Below are 20,771 nucleotides of genomic sequence, written 5' to 3' on the forward strand. Positions count from 1 at the left end.
CCTGGTTCGGGGCCGAACACGTCGGCCCGACATCTTTGTCATTGTTTCTACACTCTAATGTCTGATTCAGACATAAGCAACCTTTGACCGTCAGACTCCATCTGGCCGACGAGACCGTGGGTGTTACCCGCGCTCTCGTCGGTCGGGTGGAGGCTCACGGTCGGGGCCGATGCGCGGCCGCGGCGGGCGCGGTGGCCTCGGGCGCGGGCGCGGTGGCCTCGGGCGCGGGCGCGGTGGCCTCGGGTGCGGCGGGCGAGAGGGAGGCGGGCGCGAGGGAGGCGGCGATTCGGCGAGCGCCGTTGACGGCGAGCGCGACTCCGGTCAGCGTGGGATTGCACGCGGTCGCCGTCGGGATGACGCCGTTGCCTGCGACGAAGAGCCCCGGCACGTCCCACACTTCGCCCTGCGGCGAGCAGACGCTGGAACCGTCGTCCGTGGCGCCGAGGCGGGTCGTTCCCTGATAGTGCAGCGAGGCGCCGAGCGGCATCATGAACGGACGGTCGTCGAGCGGCTCGCCGACCGCCTTGCCGAGGCGCACGATCTCCTCCTTGCCGCGGGCGATCACCTCGTGATCGCGTGGCGTGAGCCGGTAGTGCACCGTCATGGCCGGCATCCCGTACCCGTCCGCGTCGGACTCCGAGAACTCGACGCGGTCGGAGGCCTGCAGGTCCTTCGCGCAGAACAGGCCGAGTCCCACGATCGAGCCCGGCGCGGCCGGGTCGTCGTCAGCCAGCTTCACCGGCGACGCATCCAGCTGCATCACCTGGCCGTGGAACGGCATGTCGTCGGTGAACGGCACCCACGTGACTCCGCTGTACTCGCTGAGCCCCGTGGCCCCCGGCCCCTCGCCGCCGGTGGAGGGCTGGAGATCGCGGATGCGGACCGCGAAGACGATCTGCGCCTGGTCGTTGAGGTACCGGCCGAGGGCATCGGGACGGATGCCGGACGCCCACAGCAGCTGGGGCGTGCGCAGCGCGTCCGCGGCGACGACCACGTGCGTCGCGTGGACTTCGGAGCTCTCGCCCGTCCGCCTGTCGGTGACGACGACGCCCGCCGCTCGGCCGTCCTGAACCAGCACGCGCGTGACGAGTGACTCGTCGTAGAGCGTGAACCGGGGGTTCTCGCGAGTGACGTCGCCGAAAACGACATCCGACCCCGACCAGACGAGGTTGCCGTCCTCTCGACGGTGCACCGCGAGGGGCATCCGCTGCACGCGCGTCGTCGCGATGCGTCCGGCGTCCTCGGCCGCGGCCAGGCGTTCGCGCACGAGGGGCGCGTACGGCGAGCTGTCGAACGCGTCGGTGGTCACGCCGAGCAGACGCTCGGCCTCGGAGAGCAGTTCGTCGAGGCTCCCGTCGGCGTCGAGGATCTCGATCCGCTCACTGCCGCCCGGTCGCGGGCACGCACCGGTCCAGTGCGCGGCCATTCCGCCGACGTTGCTCGACATGGCCGCCACGGGCAAGCCGTCCTCGCCCTCGACCTGATAGCCGGTCTCGAGCAGGAAGGTGCCGGGCCGGGCACGGCGCTGGGCGGTCTTGACGATGCCGCCTGTGCGATCACCACTCTCCTGCGCATGCGGACCCTCCGAGCGCGTCTGCGCGCCGGCGCGCTGGACGGGATCGGCGATGTTCTTCACGTGTGCGCCAGGGGGGTTCGTGACGGTCGGACCGACCTCGAACATGGCGATCGAGGCGCCCGGCGCCCTCTCGCTCAGGATCCGCGCGTAGGCGGCGCCGGCCGGGCCGCTGCCGACGATCGCGACATCCACCGCCGCCGGGTAGCGGGCCGTCATGCCTGTGCCGCCACGTCGCGGATGTAGCGGACCGACTCCTCGGATGCGGTCTGCGGGTAGTACTCGAGCCCGATGGGCCCGTCGTAGCCGGAGCCGCGGAGAACAGCCAGCGTGGCCGGCCAGTCCAGCTCGCCGGTGCCCGGCTCACCCCGACCGGGGGCGTCGGCGAGCTGGACGTACTTGACGATCGAGCCGGCATTCTCCAGCTCCGCCTCGATGTCCTCGCCCTCGACGGCCGAGTGGTAGATGTCGTAGAGCACGCCGAAGTTCGGCGAATCGACGCCGCGCGCGACGTAGACGCCCTCGCTCGTGCGGTCCAGGAGCGAGCCGGGGTGGTCGACCCGGACATTGACCGGCTCGAGCACGAGGGTGATGCCCGAGCCGTCGATCTGGGCCATCGCCTTCTGGTAGATCTCGATGAGCTTGTCGAGCTGCACCTGGCGCTTCCACCCGCCGAAGCCGGTGCCGCTGCCCACGACGATGCGAGGCGTGCCGAGGAGGTGCGCGATTTCCACGCCCTCGTCGAGCTTGCGGTAGAACTCGGAGTGATCCCACGGCGGGATCATGAACTGGGTGCGCGGCTCCGACAGCTGCGCGGTCAGCTGTGTGCCGGTCTCCTCGAGTGCGGCCTTCAGGGCCGGGAGATCCTTGGGCGTCGAGGGGGCATCGGCCCCCGTCGGGCCCCACATCTCGACCGCGGTGAAGCCCGCCGCCGCGGCGGCGCGCACGCGGTCGTGGTAATCGCCGGCCTCGGTGAAGAGCAGTTCGATATTGGGTGCGAGCTCGTACATGGTTGCTCCTGGGTCGTCAGAACATCGGTGGTCGTGGGCGGCATGCACGGAGACCCGCGGAAGCGGTTCTCCGTGCTCGACGATCCGGCCGTCCTCGAATCGATTGCTGCAGGCGAGCGCCTGTCAGCCCTTCAGGCCTCCGGCGAAGCCCTGGATGAACTTCTTCTGGGCGAACATGTAGAAGATCAGGATCGGGACCATGGAGATGATCACGACGGCGAAGATCTTGTTCCACGCGGAGACCAGGCCTCCGACGTAGGTGTACATCGCCACGGGAAGCGTCTGGGTGGTGGAGCCCCCGAGGAAGATCAGCGAGTTGAAGAAGTCGTTCCAGACGATGAGGCCCGCAAGGATCGCGACCGTGCCGGTCGCCGGCGCCATCAGGGGCAGCACCACCCGGAAGAAGGCCTGCGTCGGCGACGCGCCGTCGATGACGGCCGCCTCCTCGTACTCGGTGGTGAGCCCGCGGAAGAAGCTCGCGTAGAGGAAGACCGCGAGGGGGATCAGGATGCCGATCCACAGCAGGATCATGCCGAGCGCGTTCCCCGTGAGACCGACGGTGCGAGCCCCGATGTAGAGGGGAACGGTGCCGAGCTGCGCCGGCAGGATGATCGCGATCAGGACGAGGTAGAACGAGAGGTTCGTCCACCTCCGGGTGCGGCGGGTGATGACGTAGGCGGCGATGGAGCCGACCAGCACCAGCCCCAGGATCGCACCGCCGGTGATGATGACGCTGTTCAGGATGCTGAGCGGGATGCTGTCGCGCCCGCCGGTGGTCAGCACCTGGACGAAGGCACTGAAGTCCAGCGACGAGGGCGGCGCGACGGGGCTGGAGGTCAGCGCCTCCTGGTCTGTCTTCAACGCCGTTGCGATCAGGAAGTAGAAGGGCAGCAGCCAGATGAGGGCGATGATCCAGATGCCGACCTCGCGGACGGCGGTGAGCTTGGTGTAGCGGAACATGTCAGGCCCTTCCGACGGCGTCGCGGTCACGCGTCGCGTACTGCTGAATGATGGCGAAGACGAGGATGATCAGAGTCAGGACGAGCGCGAGCGACGAGCCGAATCCGAACTGGCCGAGCGAGAACGCCTGCTTGTAGACCTGCGTGGCGAGCGTCTCGGTGGCACCAGCCGGACCGCCGCCGGTGAGGGCGAAGATCTGGTCGAAGATGCGCAGGCCCTGGATGATCCCGAGGGTCGTGGCGATCGCGATCGAGGGGCGGATGGCCGGCACGGTCACGTGGATGAAGCGCTGCCAGATGCCGGCGCCGTCCAGAGCCGCGGCCTCTTCGATCTCGACGGGCACCGAGGCGAGGCCGGCCAGGTAGATGACCATGACGAAGCCGGTCTGCTGCCAGACCACCGTCACGAGGATCGCCCAGATCGACCAGGTGGGGTCGGCGAGCCAGACCTTCTGCAGGCTCTCCAGGCCGAGAAGTCCGAGGAAGCCGTTCAGGGGGCCGTTGAACTGGAAGATGAACTTCCAGATGTAGGCGACGGCCAGCGGGCTCAGGACCACGGGGAGGAAGAGGAGCGTCCTGAGGATGTAGCGCGTCTTGAGCGTGCGGTTGATGGCGAGGGCGAACATGAGGCCGATGACGTTCGTCGCGATCACCGACGCGAAGGCGAGGAACAGCGTGTTCCACACCGACCCGAGGAGCGTCGGATCATTGAAGATGCGGACGAAGTTGTCGAAGCCGATGAACTCCCAGTCGCCCAGGCCGGTCCAGTTCGTGAAGGCGAAGAACCCGCCGGTGAGCGTGGCGGCGTAGTGGACGGCGATCACGAGGAGGATCGCGGGCAGCGCCCACCACCAGTGTCCGTAGCTGATGAGCGGTCTGCGACCGCGTGGTCGCGGGGTGCGCCTGGCTTTGGGAGGCACGGTGAGGGTGCGAGTGCTGTCCTGCTGCTCGATCGTCACTGTCATCTGCTCTCTGACCTCGTCGTCATGCACCGCGACTTCTGCGGCGCCTGGAGCCACTATCACACACTTGTGTCGGAAGCACACATTAGTGTTAGCGATATCCGATATAAGTGCGGGGAACGTCCGCACGGAAGTGGTCCGGGCAATGATGAGGACCGTGATCGCACCCGAGAATCTCCCGACAGGCGACGCGCTCTGGCGAGTCTTCGTCGATCCTCCCGACGATGCCCGGCCCCGCGCCTGGTGGCACTGGATGGACGGGAACGTGGACTCTGCGGGCATCGTCCGCGATCTCACGTGGCTGCACCGCGTCGGGGTGCGCGGAGTGCAGCTGTTCGACGGCGGTATGGGCGTGCCCCTCGTCGTTCCCGAGGCGGTGCGACCAGGTTCTGCGGCCTGGGCTGACGCGATCGACACGGCCGTGCAGACTGCCGGCGACCTCGGACTGGAACTCGCCGTGACGACGTCGTCGGGCTGGAGCGCCTCCGGCGGGCCGTGGGTGGCACCTGAGGACGCGATGAAGAAGGTCGTCTGGTCGGAGACGGTGGTCGAGGGCGGCGCTCTCGTCGAGGTCGCACTGACACCTCTCCCGGCCGTCGCAGGGCTCTATCAGGACAGTCCCCGAGAAGGCGACGCGACCGCGCCTCGATTCGCGACGGACTGGGTCGTGCTGGCGATGCCCCATCGCGAGCAGGGCGAGGCGCTTCAGCCTGCCGCGGTGACGGCATCCTCCCCCCTCTCGACGTGGGACCCCCTCGTCGACGCCTCGTTCGGGCCCACGGTGTCTCTGCCGCGGGACCCCGAGGCGTGGTCGGAGGCGTGGATCGAGCAGCGCTTCGACGAGCCGGTCACGGTGCGCTCGGTGACGATCGGGCTCCCCGGCGCCGGGGGCTTCGGCGCCGCGCCCCCGCCGGACGCGGTGCTGCAGGCGAGCGACGACGGTCTCGCCTACCGAGATGTCGTGCGGCTCGGCCCCACGTCGGTGCCCGCTCGCACGGCGAGCTTCGCACCCGTCACGGCCCGCCGGTTCCGGCTCGTGGTCTCGGGCGGCAGCGCCGCCGACGCGCTTCCTCCCACGTCACCCGGCGTGCGGCTGCCCCCCGTCCTGCGGCCGGCCCACGAGTTCCGCGTGTCCGAGTTCGCCCTGCGCCCCGATGCTCGGGTGCACCACGCCGAGGTCAAGGCCGGCTTCGGCGTCGTGCCGGACTACTACGCGGTCGACGGCGCGGAGGATTGCGGCGCAGTGGCGCCCGACGACGTGATCGACCTGACCGCGCACGTCGCCAACGGGAGGCTCCGCTGGGAGGCGCCCCCCGGGCGCTGGCTCATCCTGCGCCTCGGGGCGTCGCTGACGGGGCAGACCAATGGGCCGGCGCCCCGGGATTCGACCGGTCTCGAGGTCGACAAGCTCGACAGCGCACGGGTCGCGTCCTACCTCGCGACGCACCTCGCCCGCTTCGGAGGGGAGGATGCCGCACCCGCCAGGTTCGCCGCACTGCTCAGCGACAGCATCGAGGCCGGGCCGCAGAACTGGACCGACGCCATCGGCGAGCACTTCCGCGAGCGCCGGGGCTACGACCCTCTGCGGTGGCTCCCGGCCCTCGCCGGCCGGCTCGTGAAGAGCGCGGCGGACACGGACCGGTTCCTCTTCGACTACCGCCGCACGCTGGCTGAACTGCTGGCCGAGCAGTACTACGGCACCCTCGGCGCGGAAGCGCGGCGGCGAGGTATGCTCTACTACTCCGAAGCGCTGGAGGACGGGCGACCGTCGCTCGGCGACGACCTGGCGATGCGCGCCGCAGCCGACGTGCCGATGGGCGCGATGTGGACGTTCCGTCCTGATGCCGGCCCGCGGCCGACGTACGTCGCCGATCTGAAGGGCGCCGCCTCGGTCGCCCACGTCCACGGCAAGAAGTGGGTGGGCAGCGAGGCATTCACCTCGTTCGACAATCCCTGGTCCTGGACCCCGCGCACCCTCAAGCACATCGCCGACCTGCAGCTCTCGCTCGGTGTGACGCGGTTCTGCATCCATACGTCTCCGCACCAGCCCCTCGCGGTCCCGGTCCCGGGCATCGCCCTCGCGCCGTTCCTCGGGCAGTCGTTCACGGCGAACGAGACCTGGGCCGACATGGCCGGTCCCTGGATCGACTACCTGGCCCGCTGCTCAGCCGTGCTCTCCAGCGGCGAACCCGCCGTCGACGTCGCGGTCTTCGTCGGTGAGGAGGCCCCGGTGACGGGCCTGTTCGATGCGCACCTCGATCGGACGGTGCCGCCCGGTTTCGATTTCGACTATGTCGGGATGGACGGATTGTCGGTGCTCACGGCCGGCACCGAGGGACTGCGATCGGCCGGTGCACGATATCGGGTTCTCTATCTCGGAGGATCGAGTCGACGCATCAGCCTGAAGGCGCTCCGGCGCATCGAAATGCTGCTGGATCAGGGTGCGACGGTCGTCGGACCGCGTCCGGAGAGTTCACCGTCGCTCGCGGACGATGATCGGGAATTCGCAGGCCTGTGCAACCGCATCTGGGCGCTCCCGCGCGCCCGGGGGCGCGTGGTGCCGACCTCCGACCTCGCCGCCGCGCTGCAGGAACTGGGCATCCACCCCGATGTCGAGGTGACGGGCGCGCCACTCCGATCGATCGCGCGCCTGATCGACGGCAGGCGGGTGACGTTCCTCGCCAATCCGGAGGGAGACGAAGTGCGGGCGCGCGTGATCGTGCCGGAAGCCGTCGGCGGGCTGAGCACGTGGGATCCGGTCAGCCTGCGGGCGACGGGTTTGGCAGGGGTGCCCACTCCCGACGGACGCCTGTCATTCGACGTCTGCCTGCCGCCCTTCGGCTCGGTGTTCATCGTGCCGGGCGGAACCGGGAACCCCCAGGAGGCGGCATCCCCTCGCTCCTCTCCTCTCCGAGGACCATGGACCCTGACCATCGGTCAGGAGGAGATCGATCTGCCCGAGGGGCCGGTTCTGTGGACCGACCTCGATGAGCAGGCGCGGGGATTCTCCGGCACGGCGACATATCGCTGCACGTTCGAGGCCCCCGTGGGCGCCGATGACGCTCCGGTCACCCTCTCGCTCGGCGAAGTCCGCGACATCGCGCGGATCCTCGTGAACGACGTCGACTGCGGAGTCGTCTGGACGGCGCCCTTCGAGATCGACGTCACATCGGCGGTGCGCGCGGGTGCCAATCGGCTCGAGGTGCGCGTCGCCACGCCGTGGCGCAACCGCCTGATCGCCGAGGCGGCGCATCCGTCTGGGCAGATCTTCGCACCGATGGCCTCGGTCTTCGAGCCGTCTGCCCTTCCGCTGCCCGCCGGCCTGGCGGGCGAGGTTGCCCTCCATATCCACCGCTGAGCGAGGGCGCACCAGCGGATCAGTGACCCTATTGCCGCACATAAGCGATAGTTATGTCGGAATGGTGCAAATGGTGTCACAGTGGACGTACGGCCTCCCGAGCCGCAGGTCAGCTGCACCGCTGACGACAATGACGTCACGAAAGGTACGAAATGTCACAGCTTTCCACCAGCCGGCATCTCCGGTGGTCGCTTCTCGCGGTCCCGGTCGCCGGTGTCCTGGTCCTCGCCGGATGCTCCGGCGCAGCCGACGACGGCGGCAGCACGGGAGACGCCTCCCAGACAGGCTTCTCCGTCATGGTCGCCCAGGCCAACGATCAGGACGACGCTTACGCGCAGATGCTCGACAAGTACTCGAAAGAGACGGGCGTCAAGGTCGAGGTCATCCCCTACCCGTCCGAGGCGTACAACACGCAGGTGACGACGCAGCTGCAGGCCGGCAATGCCGCCGACATGATGGTGCTCGCACCCGGCACGGGCCAGGCGATCTCGGTCGTCACTCTGGCGGATGCCGGCTTCCTCGAGCCGCTCGACGACACCTCAGTGGCCCTCATCCCTGCCGGCAGCGAGGCCGAATACCAGGTTGACGGCGACACGTTCGCCCAGCCGGCCGGCCTGACCCCCGTGGGAATGGTGCTCAACCTCACCGCTGCCGACGAGGTGGGCCTGAAGGATTACCCCACGACATACGAAGATCTGCTGAAGGACTGCAAGACGGCACGTGACGGCGGCAAGAGCTTCATCGTCCTCGCGGGCGGCGTCCCCTTCAACACCGGCCTCATGTCGATGCTGATCTCGGCGACCCGCGTCTACGCCGACGACCCCGACTGGAACGACCAGCGCGCCGCCGGTGACGTGACCTTCGCCGACAGCGGCTGGCGCGATGTGCTCAACGACATCGTCGAGCTGAACGACAGCGGCTGCTTCCAGGACGGAGCCGCTGGTGGAACCTTCGACACGATCACTCAGGGCCTCGGCGGCGGCACGTCGCTGACGGCAGCGGTTCCCGGCAGCGCCGCGGACTCGATCTCGCAGGCAACGGGCGGAAAGCTCAACGTGCAGGCCTTCCCGCCGGCAGACGGAGGCAAGGCGTTCACCGTGACCGGCGCCAACTACGCCTGGGCCATCAATGCTTCTGCCGACAAGGACGTGAAGGCGTCCGCCCAGGCCTTCCTCGACTGGGTCGCCGAGCCCGACAACGCCAAGGAGTACGCGGACCTCTCCGGCAGCGTGCCGATCACCGGCATCGTCCCCGACGAGCTGTCAGAGGCCTACCAGCCGATCGGCGACCTGCTCGCGAACGGCGACTTCACCGGCGTCCCGAACGCGACGTGGCCCAACCCCGCCGTGTACGACGCTCTCGGAATCGGCGTGCAGGGGCTCCTCACCGGCCAGAAGACGGTCGACCAGGTGCTCGATGACATGGACACCGCCTGGGACCAGTGATCACCAGCAGGACCAGCAGTACCCACCGCAGCCCGGAGACGCGTTCTCCGGGCTGCGGTCCTCTTGAGAAGGAATGTCGATGACCAGCGACCGCATCCGATCACTCCTCGCGGAGATGACGCTCGCCGAAAAGCTCGGTCAGCTGCAGATCGTTTTCCGGCCGGCTCTGGCCGATGCCGCCGAACTGGTGCGGCAGGGCGTCGGATCGATGTTCTGGCCGCAGTCGGCCGCGGCATCGAATGCCCTGCAGCGCGAAGCGGTCGAGAACACGCGGCTCGGCATCCCGATCCTGATCGCCCTCGACGTGATCCACGGTCAGCGCACCATCGGGCCCGTGCCGCTCGCCCAGGCGGCGTCCTTCGACCCCGCCCTCGTCGAGGCCCTCGCGCGCACCGCCGCGCTCGAGGCCCGCTCGGGCGGGGTGACCTGGACCTTCTCTCCGATGGTCGACGTCTCGCGCGACCCCCGATGGGGCCGGGTGGTCGAGGGATTCGGCGAGGACGTGCTCCTGGCCGCCACGATGGGCGCGGCGATGGTGCGCGGCTACCAGGGTGCCGACCTCGCCGCGCCCGGCACGATCGCGGCGACCGCGAAGCATTTCGTCGCCTACGGCCAGCCCGAGGGCGGTCGCGACTACGACACCGTGGATGTCTCGGCCCATCGCCTGCGGAACGTCTACCTCGAGCCGTTCCGCGCAGCTGTGCAGGCCGGGGTCGCGTCGGTGATGGCCTCCTTCAACACGGTGGCCGGCATCCCGATGCACGTCAACCGCGCCCTGCTGACCGACGTGCTCAAGGACGAGTGGGGATTCGAGGGGGCCGTCGTCGGTGACGCCGACGGCGTCGCGAACCTGCTGCCCCATCGGGTGGCCGAGACCCTCGACCAGGCCGTGCACGCTGCCTACGGAGCGGGCCTGGACATCGAGATGGGCGGGACGCCCTCCGCGATCGGGTGGGATGCCGCCACTCTTGACCCTGCGAGGCTCGACGACGCCGTGACGCGCGTGCTCCGCATGAAAGAGGCGCTGGGCCTGTTCGAGCGACCGTACGCGGATGAAGCCGCCGAGCTGACCGAGCCGACCCCCGCGTCGCGGGCGCAGGCGCGGCTCGCGGCCGCGCGCTCCGCCGTGCTGCTGCGCAACGACGGCACTCTGCCCTTCGCCCGCGCTGCACGCGTGCTCCTGACCGGCCCCTACGCGACCTCGGCCGATCACCTCGGGGCCTGGACCCAGGCGTTCTCCGCCCGCTCCACGAGCATCGCCGACGCGCTGGGCTCCCGGAGCGAAGCGGAGTTCACGGTCGCAGAAGGCGTGTCGTTCTTCGGGGACCGCTCCGACGATCTCGACGCGGTTGCGACGCAGGCGCTCGAGAGCGACGTCGTCGTGGTCTGCGTCGGCGAGCCCTCGTCACTCTCCGGAGAGGCCGCGTCGCGCAGCGATCTGCGGCTGCCGGGGCGGCAGGCGGAGCTCATCCGGGCGATCGCCGGGACCGGCATCCCGTTCGTGGTGATCCTCGTGAGCGGCCGGCCCCTCGTCGTCGCCGACTGGATCGACCACGCTCCGGCCGTCCTGCAGGTGTGGCATGGCGGTACGGAGGCGCCGACCGCGATCGTCGATCTGCTCTTCGGCGATCAGGAGCCCGCCGGACGCCTGCCGATGTCCTTCCCACGCTCGGAAGGGCAGGTGCCGATCCACTATGCGCACGAGAACACCGGACGCCCCGCGACAGTGCGCGGCGAAATGACCCTCGCCTCCGTCGATGTGGTGCTCGACGGCCCGGCAAACGTGAAGGACAAGTACACCTCGAAGTACCTCGACCTCGACCTGGGCCCGCAGTTCTCCTTCGGGCACGGCTCGGGGTACGCGACGTTCGTGCACGGCGAGGCCCGGGTCTCGGCCGACGAGATCGGTGCCGACGATTCGATCGTGCTCGAGATCGAGGTCACGAACACGTCGGCACGCGCCGGCGACGAGGTAGTGCAGGTCTACGTGGAGGACCTCGTGGCGAGCCTCGCACCGCCGGTGCGGCGGCTCGCGGCATTCGAGCGGCGCGCTCTCGCCGCCGGTGAGACCGCCCTCTTCACGTTCGCGATCGGCCCCGAGCAGCTCGGGTTCCGGCTCGCCGACGGCCGTTTCACGGTCGAGCCGGGCGCCTTCGTGCTGCACGTGGGCTCGACACTCGAGAGCACCCAGCCCGTCGCTCTGCGCGTCCGGTAGGAGAACTTGGGGCCGTCACTGTCAGCGAGCGAGTCCGTCTTTCGGCGGGAGTGCGCGTCAGGCCCGGCGAGCGGGGCCGTCTTTCGGCGGGAGCGGCATCCCGGACCCGACAGGGAAGAGCGGGCTGTCGCTGTCGTTCGCGGCGTCGGGTGCGCTGTCACGCACCGCGTGCATGCTCGACGGCAGCTCGAACGGGAGTCGCCCTTCCGTGGGGGCCCCACCGGAGAGCACCTCCATCAGGACCTCGTCCGAGATGCCGAACTCCGCGACGATCGCCGCGACATGACCGACGAAGGGCGTGAGGATGGCGGGTCGGCTCAAGTGGACGACGAGAACGACCGGCAGCGACTCGGCGAGCGCGAGGATGGCGTCCGCGGTCTCGGGCGCGAACTCCAGCGTCCCCTGCCGCATCCCCGACTCGAGGAAGTACTCGTCGCGCTCCTCATAGGGAGCACCGATCCGCACGATGGCGACGTCGGCCTTCTCCGGTTCAGCAGCCGACCAGCCCGCAGGAAGAGTCGCCTCCGACACTCCGACGAGGTGAACCCGCTGTCGTTCGCCGAGCGGAAGCGTGGGGGCCTCGGCGGACCCGTTGTCGAGCACCACGACCGAACGGGCCTGCGCCTCGCGACCCAGGACGACATCCTCACGTCGCGGCGCATCCGAAGGCGCCATGGGCGCCGACTGCTCGGCGTGCAAGAGCCCCAGTGCCCACATGAGCCGAACGATCCGCCGCGCGCTCTGCGCTGCTCGATCGGGTGAGATCAGACCGCGCTCGACCGCCGCCTGCAGCAGGGCCACGTCGGACTCGCCTCCCAGCTGGTCGACGCCCGCCGCGAAGAGCCGTCCGACGCGCTCGACGGGCGAGAGCGACTCCACTCCCCACGCCTTCGCCGGGAACGGCTTGCCGAGGACCGTCACATCGGTGACGAGTCCGAAGTCCGTGAGGACCACGCCGTCGTATCCGAGCTTCTCGCGCAGGAGCCCGGTGATGATCTGCGTGTTGAAGGAGAAGCCGACCTCCTCGACGGGTCGCCCGTCGAGGCTCAGGCCGACCGGCATCCCGTAATAGGGCATGATCGCGCCGACGCCGGACTCGATGGCGACGCGGAACGGGGCGAGGTGGTCCTCGAAGCGACCGGCCGGGTAGACCTGCTCGCGACCGTAGGGGAAGTGCGGGTCCTCACCATCGAGTTGCGGGCCGCCTCCCGGGAAGTGCTTGACCGTCGCTGCGACGCTCGTCGGCCCCAGCGCCGGCCCCTGGAGCCCTTCGAGGAAGGCCGCGAGCAGCCGACCGGTCTCGCCGGCATCCGAGCTGAAGCTCTGCGCCTGGCGCGCCCACCGCGGCTCGGTGGCGAGGTCGACCTGCGGATGCAGGGCCATGCGGATTCCCATGCCCAGGTAGTCACGGCGGACGATGTCGCCGTATCTGCGCACCAGCTCCTCATCGCCGATCGCGCCCAGCCCGATGTTCTCGGGCCACTGCGAGACGCCCTGCGCGCTGTGCGCGGCCGCGGGGTTGTCGGTGAACGAGTGCCGAGGGTCGGTCGAGAACACGATCGGCAGGCGCGACCCCGTCGACCGTGCGAGCACCTGCAGGCGCTCGAGGACGACCGCGGTGGCACTCGGCGAGGGGATCATGCGCAGCGCGATGAAGCGCACCCCCCGACCCTCGATCAGCTCGCGGAAGGTCGGGCCGCCGAAGCCGGAGGAGGAGTCGACGTCCGTGTGCTCATCGATGTCGACGATCGGGTGGAGCAGCAGTCCCAGCTGCTGATCGAGCGACAGCTCATCGACGATCGTCATCACGTCCGCTGCCATTCCCGTTCCTCTCCCCAGACGTCTCGCGGCATTTCACGCTTTCAGAGATGGAGCAGGCGGATGCGAGCGGCGCCGACGCGATCGTTCGGCAGAATCATCAGCCGCTCATCACCGTTGAGCACTCGACCCGGCACGACCTTCCGGTCTTCGATGATCAGCTCCTGCACCGAGTCGATCTCGATTCGGGCATCGGCGGCGAAGTAGTCCAGCGTGAGCTCGCGTCCGATGACGAGGAAGTCGCCGTCGCCGGTGCCGGCGATCAGGGCGAAAGGCCGGGTCTCACCCGGCGTGGCCATCTGCGCGTTCGGGACCGTTTCGTCAGGCACCGCCAGTGCGGTGTCGGGGATGCTCACGCCGACATCCAGCAGCATCCGCCGAAGCAGTTCCCGTGCCCCGCGCGCCGTGATGTCGATGCCGTCGATGCTCCGGGTCTCGGCCTCGACACCGGGCTCGAGCACGACGGCATCGATGCTCCCTCGGAGCGCGGCTGCCGCGATCTCGTCCTCGAGCCCTGCGATGAACGTGAGGGTCGTCGAGAGCTGCCCCTCGGGGTTCGCGGCGTCGAGACCGTAGGCCGACCAGCCCACGGCACCGTACGTGCCGATCGAGCGGACCAGTTCGGCGGCTCGCAGCTGGCTCTCGGGAACGAAGAAGGGCTGGATGCCGGTCGCATACTGCTTCATCGCCGCGTCGGCATCCTTGATGTAGATGTCGGGTCCGAGGAGCGCGAGCGAGGGCGCCGCGGCGCGCCAGACATCGAGCACGGTGGATGCCGGACCACCGCTCGGGTACTGACCCGGCGTGTCCTGACCCGGCTGCGGACCGAGCCACGCGTTCGCGTACATGAGGATGTTGGCGATCGCCCGGCCGCGCTGGGCGAGGTGCTCGACATAGGTGCCGATGGCCCAGGCCATGAAGATCTCGTCGGCCGCGGGCGTGTCGCCGAAGACCTGCGACCACGTGCCCTCGCCACGGCTGCCGCTGGACTCCCAGAGTCGCCGGGCCGACGTGCTGCCCGCCGGCGTCGCTCGCACGTGGGCGAGCAGCTCGGGCGGCACGGCTGCAGTGCACGCCGCCTCGGCGAGCGCGCTCCGGTCGCGGCTGTCGGAGAGCAGGCCCGACTCGTTCTCGACCTGCACCATCACGACCGTGCCGTCGGGGTCGGCATCCACGAGGTGCCGGATGAGCGCCTCGAAAGCCTTCGCGTCGGCCTCTCGCAGTTCGGGGCTGAACGCAGAGAGCACCGGCTTCGCGGTCGCCCCCTCATAGCTGAACGCCTGCATCCCCTTCGGCTCGACGACGACGCGCGGGAACCGCTGCGGGTCGCTGCGGACCCAGGTGGGCGAGTACGTGGATGCTGCGTTCTTGAACGCGCCGAACCACAGCAGCACCAGGCGAAGGTCGTTCTTCCGCGCCTCCACGAGCATGGTGTCGACAAGGGAGAAGTCGAATGTGCCCTCGGCGGGCTCGCTCAGCGCCCAGCTCACGGGGGAGAGCACGACGTTCGAGCCGACGTTTCGCACGTGCGCGAACGAGTCCGCGATCGCCTTCGGCGAGGACGACGCCGAGTTGAAGACCTGCCCGCCGACGAGCAGGGCGGGAGCTCCGTCGCGGCGCAGCACGAACGGCGCCTCGGTCGAGAGGGTCCACGGGCGTGTGGCCGGAGAAAGCTGGTCGGTCATGAAGCGTCCTGTCCTGGGGGGCGAAGTCGGTAGTGATGACGCTGAGACGACATCTGCACGCCGAGACCGCGGGTGATCCCCACCGTCTCGCCGTGTCCTTCTCGTCTCACGGTCGGGTCAGCCCAGCGCACGGTAGCGGAAGTCGCGGAACGTGGCCTCGCCGGCCCCGGTCGCATACAGGGCGGGGCGCAGGCTCAGGAGGTCCCCCGTCGTGTTGGCGTGGTAGCCCGCGGTCTCGTAGCGGATCGCGTGGCGAACCCAGTCGCCGCCCGGCACGCGGTACCAGCCGGTGACGATGTGTCTGTCGTTGCGAAGGCGCAGCGTGATGCGATCGGTCGCCGGCGCAGGTTCGCGCCAGTGTGTGCGGATGCCGCCCGAATAGCTCAGCATGCGCTCGCCGTCGATGCCCATGCCGCAGAAGAGCCGGTTGTTGAAGAACAGGAGCACACCTGCTTCGACGCCGGCCTCGACCGCGACGTCGACCTCGATCTCGTAGGCGTGGTCTCCGGTGAGCATCGCGAGCGGCGAGGTGTCAGCGGGTGAGGCGCCCTTGCCACGCAGCACCAGACCGTCCTCGATGCGCGCGCGCTCGGCCTCGCCGGGGCCAGGGGCGTGGAAGGTCCAGCGCCTGCCGAGCTCGAGCTGCGCGAAGTCGTCCTCGATGTCCTGCTCCAAGGTCTGGGCCATTGCGCCGACCGGCGCCTGGAGCGGTCCGCCGATGTCGCGGACTGCGGCCTGCGGCCAGTCATCCTCGCCCCACCGGATCGGCTCGAGCAGGATCTGGCGGCCGAGCGTGCGGTAGCCGTTCTCGTAGCCGTGCGAGACCATCCACCAGTCGTCCTCAGCGGAACCTGCGGGCCCAGGCACCAGCGTCGCGTGCCCCCGCGACCACCACGCCTCGGATGCATCCTCCGTGCGGGCGATCGGGTTCCGCGGGTGGTTCTCCCAGGGTCCGTCGACCGACCGCGAGCGCGCGACGATCACCATGTGGCCGGTCGGCGGACCGCCGGTGCCCCCGACGGCGCTCACGAGGTAGACATACTCATCCTGATCCTTCTGGGGCTCCGCCCCAGACCCCCGGCTTGCTGACGCGCGCCAGAAGAGCTTGGGGCCTTCCAGCGCGTACGCCTCCGTGATCCAGTCGTCGGGATACCGCCAGCCGTCGTAGACCTTCTCGAGTTCGCCGACCGTCGACAGCCCGTCGTCGGCGAGCTGGATGCGGCGCACCCCGCTCGTGAAGAGGTACCGCGTGCCGTCCTCGCCGACGACATGGCCCGGGTCGATCACGCCCCGGATGCCCAGGTCGATCGGCTCCGACCACGGACCGCTCATCGTGTCGGCGTGGATCACGAAGATCGACGCATCGGTCAGCGTCGACCACGGCGTGGGGATGAACGGGATGTAGATGAAGAACCGGCCGTCGTGCTCGGCGATGTCGACGGCGAACGTGTTGCCGACAGGGTTCGGCAGGGCGGCCGTCACGTACTTCCAGTTCACGAGATCGGTGGAGCGGTACAGCAGAAGGCCCGGCGCCGCCTCGAACGACGAGTACGTCATCCAGTACTCGTCGCCGACCTTGATGACCGCGGGGTCCGGCCGGTCGCCGGAGAGGACGGGATTGGTGAACGTGGTCATGCGAGCGTGCCGGCCCTTCTGAGATCTTCGCCAGTCTCGATGCGCGAGCTCACCTCGACGTCCCCTCCGGCGCGCAGCGCGGCGGTCTGCGGATTCACGCGCCGGATCCACTCTGCGATCGCTTCGATCGTCGGCACGGCCGTCGGGTCGGACGGTTCATTGATGTGACCGTGATCCGCCCCCGTCTCCAGATGCAGCCGCACCGCCACACCCGCGTCCGCCAGCTGCCGCGCGAACGCTTCACCCGAGGGACGCAGGTCATCGTTCTCGCACACGACCACGAGCGTCGGCGGGAAGCCGTCCACGCGCCCGAGCGCGGCGAACGCGTGCGGGTCCCGCAGCGCATCCTCCGACCCGGCGAAGTTCATCGCGAGCTGGCCGTGCACCGAGGCGAGGTCCACCTCGGCAGAGGCCTCGGGGCCGTTGGGGTGCACGACGGGGTAGACGAGCACGAGCCCCGCAGGCACCGGCTCACCGGCATCCTCAAGCTGCGCGACAGCACCCGCCGTCAGGTTGCCTCCGGCGCTCCCGCCGCCGAGCAGGACCGCTTCCGCGTCGAGGCCGAAGAGGTCCTGCGCGTGGGCGCGCGCGTGCAGCCACGCCGCCCGCACCTCGTCCGTCGGCTCGGGGAAGTGCACGTCGCCGAGGCACTTGACGTAGTCCACCGAGAGGACCGGAATGCCGCGCGCCGCAAGCTCGAGCGAGACCCAGTGCGCCTCGGGCATGTCGAGATGCCCGCCGATGAACGCTCCGCCGTGCACCCACACCAGGGCGCGACCGGATGCCGGTGCCGCAGCATCCCGGTACAGCCTCGCCGGCACGAGCCTGCCGTGCGGTCCCGCGATACCGAGGTCGGTCGTCTCGACGTTCTCCAGGCGCGGAAACCGGCCCTTCAGTGACGCGGTGTCGATGTCGGTGCGCGGATCGGCGGGCTCGCCGTTCTCTGCGAGCCAGCGGACCGCATCGGCGATCGGCATGCGACGGAAGTCGGGCTGGTCGGTCATGCGCACCTCTCTGTGGTCTCTCTGACGTTCGAAGTTCGCAGATACGCGCGAACTTCGCACGCATTCGCGGGTGCGGCTGCGAAGTTCGTCGCATTCTGCGAACTTCGGATGCTGCACCCGGCGCTCACACGGGCTGAGCTCACGCCGGCTGCAGCTCCCGCATCGAGCGGCGGATCAGGTCGTGCTGCTTGCGCACGAGCAGGAGCGGGTCGACCTCGCCGAGCTCGGCGAACGCGTGGCCCTCCCATTCGCTGGACCAGTACCCCCGGTATCCGCCCTCGACGAAGACGCGCACGAGCTCCGGGTAATCGATCGCGGGCTCCTGGCCGTTCTCGTCGATGTCGTAGAACTTCGCGTGCACATGCAGGATCTGCGGCATGATGTCGGCCCACTCCTGCGGGGCGACGTGCCCGTGCATGTTGAACGCGAGGTGCGCGAAGGATCCCAGGCGGCCCGGGTCGAAGTCGCGGCCCTTGAGGTAGCCGATGAACTCCTGCTGGCGCTCCTGCATCGTGGCGTCGGTCGCCCAGATCTGCTGAAGTTTCGTGAGCGCGTCGTCATCCAGCCCCGCACGCTGCACCGCACGCAGCAGGGTCGGCGACATCGCGTGCATGGTCGAGGAGAAGTCGGCGACGAAGCCCAGCAGCGGCGAGTCGAGCTCGGCGTAGGTTTCGCGCACCTTCATCACGGCCGGGGCGTTCGGGCCCATGGGCGCGTGGATCTCATACGCCAGCTTGAGGTTGAGCTTCTCGGCGACGGGCAGCAGGCGGCGCAGCAGCTCGGGCTTGGCACTCTGGATGCGCACCAGCGGGAAGCCGAGCTTCTTGGCACCCTGGAACATGAGCTCGCTGAACTCGAACTCCTCGCCGGGCGTCATGTCGCGGTCGCGACGGCGGCCCATGTCGAGATTCGCGCCGAACGAGCTCTCGTCGAAGCCGTGCTTGTCGAAGGCCGCGCGCCACGTGCGGACGAACTCGGCCGAGACGATCGGGTACGTCGGCAGCACCTGCGAGGCGACGATCTCGATGCCGGGGCCGATGCCGAGCTCGGCGACCCGATCGAGCAGCCCGTCGAAGTCGAACCACCCGGCGCGGAACTCCGCGCTCGCCGAGTAGAGCGTGAGGCCGAGCTGGAACGGATCCGCATCGGTGGCAGCGGGTGCCGGCGGAACGTCGCGGACGAGCGCGGGGGATGCGGCATCCCGGTCGACGACCGTCAGGTGGCGGACATCGTGGACGATGTTCGGGACGTACATGCCGGGTCCGCCGTCCTGGCCCGGCGCGATCTGCATGTACGGCAGCCGCAGCTCACCGTGCAGCACGACGTCGTGCTCCTCGCCCAGGGCGACGGGATGCTGTCGCTTCACGATCAGCAGCGGGTGCTCCTGCAGATACCACAGCACATCGCTCTGCTGCGGAAGCTCGGCGAGTGCGTACCGCCGACCGCCGAGGTCGAACGCGAGGTCCTCTTCGTTCACGGGCTCGCCGTCGATGGTGAGAGCGAGCGTCGAGACGGACGAGAGCCAGAGGCTCCGGTACCAGGGGATCGTGAGGCGCAGGGCGAGCCCGTCCGGGTGCACGCGCAGGCTGTCGTCGTGGATGAGTCCGTTGGGCATGTCGGGTCCTGTCGTCGGGTCTGTCGGGAAGGGCGTCGGACTCAGGGGAGCCGCGATGCCACCCGCCGCATGAGGGAGTGCTGCCGGCGAACCTGCTCGATCGAGCGCCATGGCTCGCGCTCGCCTTCGTATTCGCTCGAGAGGTAGCCGGTGTACCCGGCGTTCTTGAGGGCGCCGAGCACCGGCTCCCAGGGGATCTGCTGGTCCTCGAGGTTCTCGTCGATGTCGTGGAACTTCGCCTGGATGAACACGACGTACTTCGCGATGTCGGCGATGTCGGCCGGGTCGACCGCGATGCCGTCCATGAAGGCCGGGCGCTGGCCGGGCAGCTCGCCCGGCTTGAGGGCGATCGGCCGGTCCTGGAAGATCCCGGTGTCGAGCAGCAGCCCGAAATGCTTCGTGCCGGTGCGCTCGATCAGCCCGATGTAGTCGTCGACCACCTCGTGCTTGATGGGGGTGGGCGAGTGGATCTCGGGGCAGATGATCACATCGAGTTCGGCGGCGAGGTCGAGCGAGCGCTCGACCGATTCGGTCCAGATCGGATGCGGCACGAGGTCGCTCGAGACGACGCCGATCTTCGGCCGGACGAAGCGGAAGCCCAGCTTCTTGGCGAGCCGCAGGTCGCGCTGCAGCATCCCGGCCCCTTCCTCGGCTGTGAGGTCGCGGGCGTGCGCGCCGCTCGAGTGCAGGCGGGTGTCGATCCACGATCCGTAGTTGGTGGGTTCGAGCGAGTACTTCTCGAGCAGCGCGAACCAGCGGTCGATCCACTCGGTGGTGGGATCGGGGTACCGCTCGATGTGGCCCTCGCCGAGGATCTCGACGCCCGTCGCGCCCACGTCGGCGACGGCGGCGACCGCCGTCTCGAGGTCGAGCACGGTGCCGTAGTCGGTCATGAAGCTGTAGAGAGAGACTCCGTATTTGAACGGGCCGCCGTCCTCGGCCGAGGTGAGGGTGATGTGACGCGAGACGCGGTACGTCGAGGGCTGGTGCTCGAGCGGGATGTACGACATCCGCAGGCGCAGCTCGATCGACACCTCGTGGGTGCCCTCAGGCAGCCCTCCCTCGAACGGGACCGTGACCACCGCGGCCTCTTCGAGCGGCCAGCGCACACCCTCGGAGTCCCACAGCTCCTGCAGCGAGTAGGTGCGTCCGCCCAGCGTCCAGCGGGGCACGTCGGCGGGCACGTCGACGATGTCGCCGACCCGGACCGAGACCCCGTCGATGAGGGAGGCCGCCATCCCGCGATAGGACGGCATCCGCAGCCGCAGCTGGAAGCCGGTGACCCGGTCCCCCTCCTGCACGTTGCGGAAGCCCACTGATTGGATCAGCTCGCGTTCGAGAAGCATCGATGCACCTTCCTCCGGTGGCGCGGCACCACTGCCGCATCTCCACTCGTTTCGACCGTATCAGCATCTGTCGCTTTCAAGCATAAGTAAGTCCGATGTGCACATAGCCCTGGCAGATGCCCACCGGGACTCGCCAACCCATGAGC

The 20,771-nt window shown here is 69.2% G+C and carries 13 protein-coding genes; 3 read left to right on the forward strand and 10 right to left on the reverse strand.

The window, feature by feature from the left end; translation table 11 throughout:
- Positions 1 to 154: 154 nt before the first annotated feature.
- The 4 genes from AC1DP3_RS01020 to AC1DP3_RS01035 form a co-directional block, all read right to left on the reverse strand.
- Entirely contained in the window at positions 155 to 1,792 is a 1,638-nt protein-coding gene (locus tag AC1DP3_RS01020; protein WP_477290385.1) for a GMC oxidoreductase, read from the reverse strand.
- Positions 1,789 to 2,583, reverse strand: coding sequence for a TIM barrel protein (locus AC1DP3_RS01025; RefSeq protein WP_477290387.1), 795 nt, complete (start codon positions 2,581 to 2,583; stop codon positions 1,789 to 1,791). The genes AC1DP3_RS01020 and AC1DP3_RS01025 overlap by 4 nt, the downstream gene beginning before the upstream one ends.
- Positions 2,584 to 2,706: 123 nt before the next feature.
- On the reverse strand, positions 2,707 to 3,543 hold the full coding sequence (locus tag AC1DP3_RS01030) for a carbohydrate ABC transporter permease (RefSeq protein WP_477290389.1): 837 nt from the start codon (positions 3,541 to 3,543) through the stop codon (positions 2,707 to 2,709).
- Between the two features lies 1 nt (position 3,544).
- Entirely contained in the window at positions 3,545 to 4,507 is a 963-nt protein-coding gene (locus AC1DP3_RS01035) for a carbohydrate ABC transporter permease (RefSeq protein ID WP_477290726.1), read from the reverse strand.
- Between the two features lie 154 nt (positions 4,508 to 4,661).
- Here AC1DP3_RS01035 and AC1DP3_RS01040 point away from each other — a divergent pair, with 154 nt between their 5' ends.
- The 3 genes from AC1DP3_RS01040 (at position 4,662) to AC1DP3_RS01050 (ending at position 11,522) form a co-directional block, all read left to right on the forward strand.
- The gene (locus AC1DP3_RS01040) at positions 4,662 to 7,862 is read left to right on the forward strand and encodes a glycosyl hydrolase (protein WP_477290391.1); all 3,201 of its coding nucleotides are present in this window, start codon (positions 4,662 to 4,664) and stop codon (positions 7,860 to 7,862) included.
- Between the two features lie 152 nt (positions 7,863 to 8,014).
- The gene (locus AC1DP3_RS01045; RefSeq protein ID WP_477290393.1) at positions 8,015 to 9,307 is read left to right on the forward strand and encodes an ABC transporter substrate-binding protein; all 1,293 of its coding nucleotides are present in this window, start codon (positions 8,015 to 8,017) and stop codon (positions 9,305 to 9,307) included.
- 79 nt (positions 9,308 to 9,386) lie between these two features.
- The gene (locus AC1DP3_RS01050) at positions 9,387 to 11,522 is read left to right on the forward strand and encodes a glycoside hydrolase family 3 N-terminal domain-containing protein (protein ID WP_477290395.1); all 2,136 of its coding nucleotides are present in this window, start codon (positions 9,387 to 9,389) and stop codon (positions 11,520 to 11,522) included.
- Positions 11,523 to 11,579: 57 nt separating this feature from the next.
- Here the strand turns inward: AC1DP3_RS01050 and AC1DP3_RS01055 are convergent, their stop codons facing one another.
- From AC1DP3_RS01055 to AC1DP3_RS01080, 6 genes are all read right to left on the reverse strand, one after another.
- Positions 11,580 to 13,343 (reverse strand): glycoside hydrolase family 3 protein, encoded by a 1,764-nt coding sequence (locus tag AC1DP3_RS01055; RefSeq protein WP_477290397.1) that lies wholly within the window; start codon positions 13,341 to 13,343, stop codon positions 11,580 to 11,582.
- Between the two features lie 41 nt (positions 13,344 to 13,384).
- On the reverse strand, positions 13,385 to 15,025 hold the full coding sequence (locus AC1DP3_RS01060; RefSeq protein ID WP_477290399.1) for a DUF5597 domain-containing protein: 1,641 nt from the start codon (positions 15,023 to 15,025) through the stop codon (positions 13,385 to 13,387).
- 117 nt (positions 15,026 to 15,142) lie between these two features.
- On the reverse strand, positions 15,143 to 16,660 hold the full coding sequence (locus tag AC1DP3_RS01065) for a family 43 glycosylhydrolase (RefSeq protein ID WP_477290401.1): 1,518 nt from the start codon (positions 16,658 to 16,660) through the stop codon (positions 15,143 to 15,145).
- The gene (locus tag AC1DP3_RS01070; RefSeq protein ID WP_477290403.1) at positions 16,657 to 17,664 is read right to left on the reverse strand and encodes an alpha/beta hydrolase; all 1,008 of its coding nucleotides are present in this window, start codon (positions 17,662 to 17,664) and stop codon (positions 16,657 to 16,659) included. The genes AC1DP3_RS01065 and AC1DP3_RS01070 overlap by 4 nt, the downstream gene beginning before the upstream one ends.
- Positions 17,665 to 17,803: 139 nt before the next feature.
- Positions 17,804 to 19,279: a C-glycoside deglycosidase beta subunit domain-containing protein gene (locus tag AC1DP3_RS01075; protein ID WP_477290405.1), complete on the reverse strand. Its 1,476-nt coding sequence runs from the start codon at positions 19,277 to 19,279 to the stop codon at positions 17,804 to 17,806.
- A 41-nt stretch (positions 19,280 to 19,320) separates the two neighbouring features.
- Positions 19,321 to 20,625 (reverse strand): C-glycoside deglycosidase beta subunit domain-containing protein, encoded by a 1,305-nt coding sequence (locus AC1DP3_RS01080; RefSeq protein ID WP_477290407.1) that lies wholly within the window; start codon positions 20,623 to 20,625, stop codon positions 19,321 to 19,323.
- Positions 20,626 to 20,771: the final 146 nt, after the last annotated feature.

This window comes from Microbacterium sp. P5_B6, from assembly GCF_056400345.1.